The sequence below is a fragment of the Aestuariivirga sp. genome (assembly GCF_037139295.1).
In the GTDB taxonomy this organism is placed as follows: Bacteria; Pseudomonadota; Alphaproteobacteria; order Rhizobiales; family Aestuariivirgaceae; genus Aestuariivirga.
Map to the genome: position 1 here is coordinate 1 of NZ_JBAXGR010000217.1, position 3,088 is coordinate 3,088.

The 3,088-nt window shown below is 64.1% G+C and carries 2 protein-coding genes; both read left to right on the forward strand.

What is annotated here, in order from left to right:
* The first annotated feature begins 476 nt into the window (after positions 1-476).
* Positions 477-989: a winged helix DNA-binding protein gene (locus WCJ41_RS21015; protein WP_336907789.1), complete on the forward strand. Its 513-nt coding sequence runs from the start codon at positions 477-479 to the stop codon at positions 987-989.
* 300 nt (positions 990-1,289) lie between these two features.
* Positions 1,290-3,088, forward strand: a 1,799-nt coding sequence (locus WCJ41_RS21020) for a L,D-transpeptidase family protein (protein ID WP_336907790.1), incomplete at its 3' end; no start/stop codon positions are given.

The window sequence follows — 3,088 nt, forward strand, 5'->3', positions numbered from 1 at the left end:
GGTTTTGCGTCCTTTGTGGTCAGCGGCCGCAGGCGGGGAAGCGGCGCCGCCACAGCCGGCGTCACCGCAACCGGGGCCACGGGGCGCAGCGTGGGCTTCGGCACGGTTTCGGCCGCCATGGCGCAGGACGCGGCGGCGAGCCAGGCGACGAGGAGAAGGAGCGCTTTCACAGGGCACATCTTCCCGTGTCTCGTCCACTGCTGCAAGCAGGAAGAGGGGCTTGCGCAGGTGCCGGAAAGTCCCGGTCGCACTCAGGGCGTTGCGGAAGCGTTCACCGTGTTTGGCAACAGCTGCTTAAGCCTCTTCGGGAAGGCTCTGTAAAGCCTATCGCCAGTTTGCCCAATTCTCTGAAACCATAAGGAGATGTTTACTCAAAGAATTGAGCACCCCTTAAGGGCTGGAACCTAGCCTCGCCCGTGTGAAGGGGACTGGCCAGGCCAAGAAGCCAGCCCCGCATCAAGGGTGATCGTGTCGTCATGACAGCTGGACAAAAGGCAGTCGCAGGCTCCGCCGCAGAGACGGGAATGGGCAACGTGAAGCTCAGGTACCTCGACTCGCTCAGCCTGATCGAGCGGCTTCACCGCCGCCTCCTCGAGGTCATCAAGGATGACTTCGAGCGCCATGGCGAGCCGGGCATCAACCCCGTGCAGGCGCTGCTCATCTACAACATGGCCGATGCCGAACTGACGGCCGGCGAACTCAAGAGCCGCGGCCATTACCAGGGTTCCAACGTCTCCTATAACCTCAAGAAACTGGTCGAGGCGGGCTTCGTCCACCATGAGCGCTCGGCCAGTGACCGCCGCTCTGTGCGGGTCCGGCTGACGCCCAAGGGCCAGGCCGTCCGCAACCGCGTCGACGCCCTCTATGACCGCCAGCTGCGCGCCGTGGAGCAGGTGGCCGGGCTTGGTGCTGATGAGCTCGAACGCGTCAACAAGGCGCTTGGCCGGCTGGAGCGCTACTGGACCGACCAGATCCTTTACCGACTGTAAGTTTACCGACCCTGCAAACGGCCGGCGGGGCCGTGCTTTTGCCCAAAAGCATCAGCACGGCCCCAACTCCGTCGGCACGGCAAGCGACGTTGCGGCACATCTCATTGTTGCCGCATTTCCCGGGCTTCTCGTGGCTGCAAAATGGCCTGCTTTTGACGAGTCGGGCCGCAACTGGTATGAGCCGCGCGGGCATCGAGGAGTGGAGATGCCCAAGCGGTCCCGGAGAATGAGGTTGTGATGAAGTTGTGGTCTGTCGTGCGGTCGAGGCGTGCCCTGCAGTGTGTGTCCTTGGCGGTCCTGTTGTCCCTCACGGCGACCGTTGCGCTTCCGACCAGTGTGCGGGCAGACGAGGACAAGTCGTTATTCTCGCAGCTCAAGAAAAAGAAAAGCGGTACCGCCACCCCGGCCACCACCGGCCACACCCAGGGCTCCGGCATCCCCGCCACCACCGAAACCCGCATTATCAATGACGGCAGCGTCGCGCCCTTCGTGACGCCGGACAGCCCGGCCCAGATCCAGGGCATGGCCGACAAATATGCCAAGATCGTCGCCGACGGCGGCTGGCCGGAAGTGCCCAAGGGCCGTATCAAGAAGGGCTCGAAGGGCAAGCAGGTCGCCATCCTCAACCAACGCCTCTATGCCGAAGGCTACCTGCAGGTCGAGGCCACGCAGGGTGAGTTCCAGCAGGTCTTCACCTCCGCCACGGAAGACGCGCTGAAGCGCTTCCAGGTGAACCATGGTCTGGCAGCCTCCGGCGTCATCGACGGCGTGACGCTCTCCGCGCTCAACGTCTCTGCCCAGCAGCGCCTCAACACCATCAATACCAATATCCCGCGCCTTGCGGAGTATTCGAAGGACCTCGGCCCCCGCTACGTGGTCGTCAACGTTCCTGCCCAGCAGATCGAGACGGTGTCGGACGGCAAGGTCTATTCGCTGCACAACGCCATCGTCGGCCGCGAGTCGCGACCCACACCGGTCGTCATGACGCCGCTCACCATCGTGCGCTTCAATCCCTACTGGAACGCGCCGCCGTCGATCATCGAGCGTGACATCATCCCGCGCATGCAGTCGCGCGGCGCCTCGAAGGTGCTGGCCGACATGAACATCAAGGTGTTCGAGGGCGTCGGCGGCCCCGAGGTCGACCCCGACAAGATCAACTGGAAGACCGCCAAGATCACCGACTACCACTTCCGCCAGGAGCCAGGCGGCGCCAATGCCATGGCCACCGCCAAGGTCGAGTTCAACAGCCCCTTCGGCATCTATCTCCACGACACGCCGGAGCCGCAGCTGTTCAAGACCTCGAACCGCTTCTATTCCTCGGGCTGCGTGCGCGTCGACAAGGTCGCCATCATGCTGAACTGGATCCTGCAGGGCCAGGACGGGCTCGACCAGGCGAAGATCGCCCAGCTTGCCGAAACCAAGGAGCGGCTCGACGTCAACATCGCCAACGCGCCGCAGCTGCGCGTGGCCTATCTCACGGCGTGGCCCGCCAAGGACGGCGTCGCTGCCTTCCGCGACGACGTCTACCAGATGGACGGCACGGGCTTCGTGGTCGGCCAGCCGCTGCCCGTTGGCGAGAAGATGGATGGCCAGCGCTTCGTGCTGAAGCCGATCCCCTATCTGCAGGACGACATTGACACCAATGATGGCGGCGTCTTCGCCTCGCTGTTCCGCGGCAAGAGTGCCGAGAACGACGTGGTCAAGCCCGGCCAGAAAAAGCAGGCAGGCGACAGCCTGATCAACCTCGGTGGCAAGACCGCCAATGGCAAGCAGCCGGCCAAGACCGCAGCCAAGGCATCGAAGGGCCCGACCACCACCAAGAAGTCGCTGCTCGGTTCCAGCAAGGACGAACTTGCATCTGACTCGTCGGCAACGACCACGACGACCACCACCATGAAGGGTGGCAAGAAAAAGGTCGTCCAGAAGAAGGGCGCCAAGCCCGCCACCACCGCGGCCAAGTCGACGACCACCAAGTCGTCAGCCAAGACCGCCTCGAAGACCAAGCCTGCGACGACCAGCACGGCGGCTGCCAAGCCGGCCACCACGGCCAAGAAGCCCGCGGCCGCGACGGCGGCTGCAACGCCGGCCAAGGCTGCGAC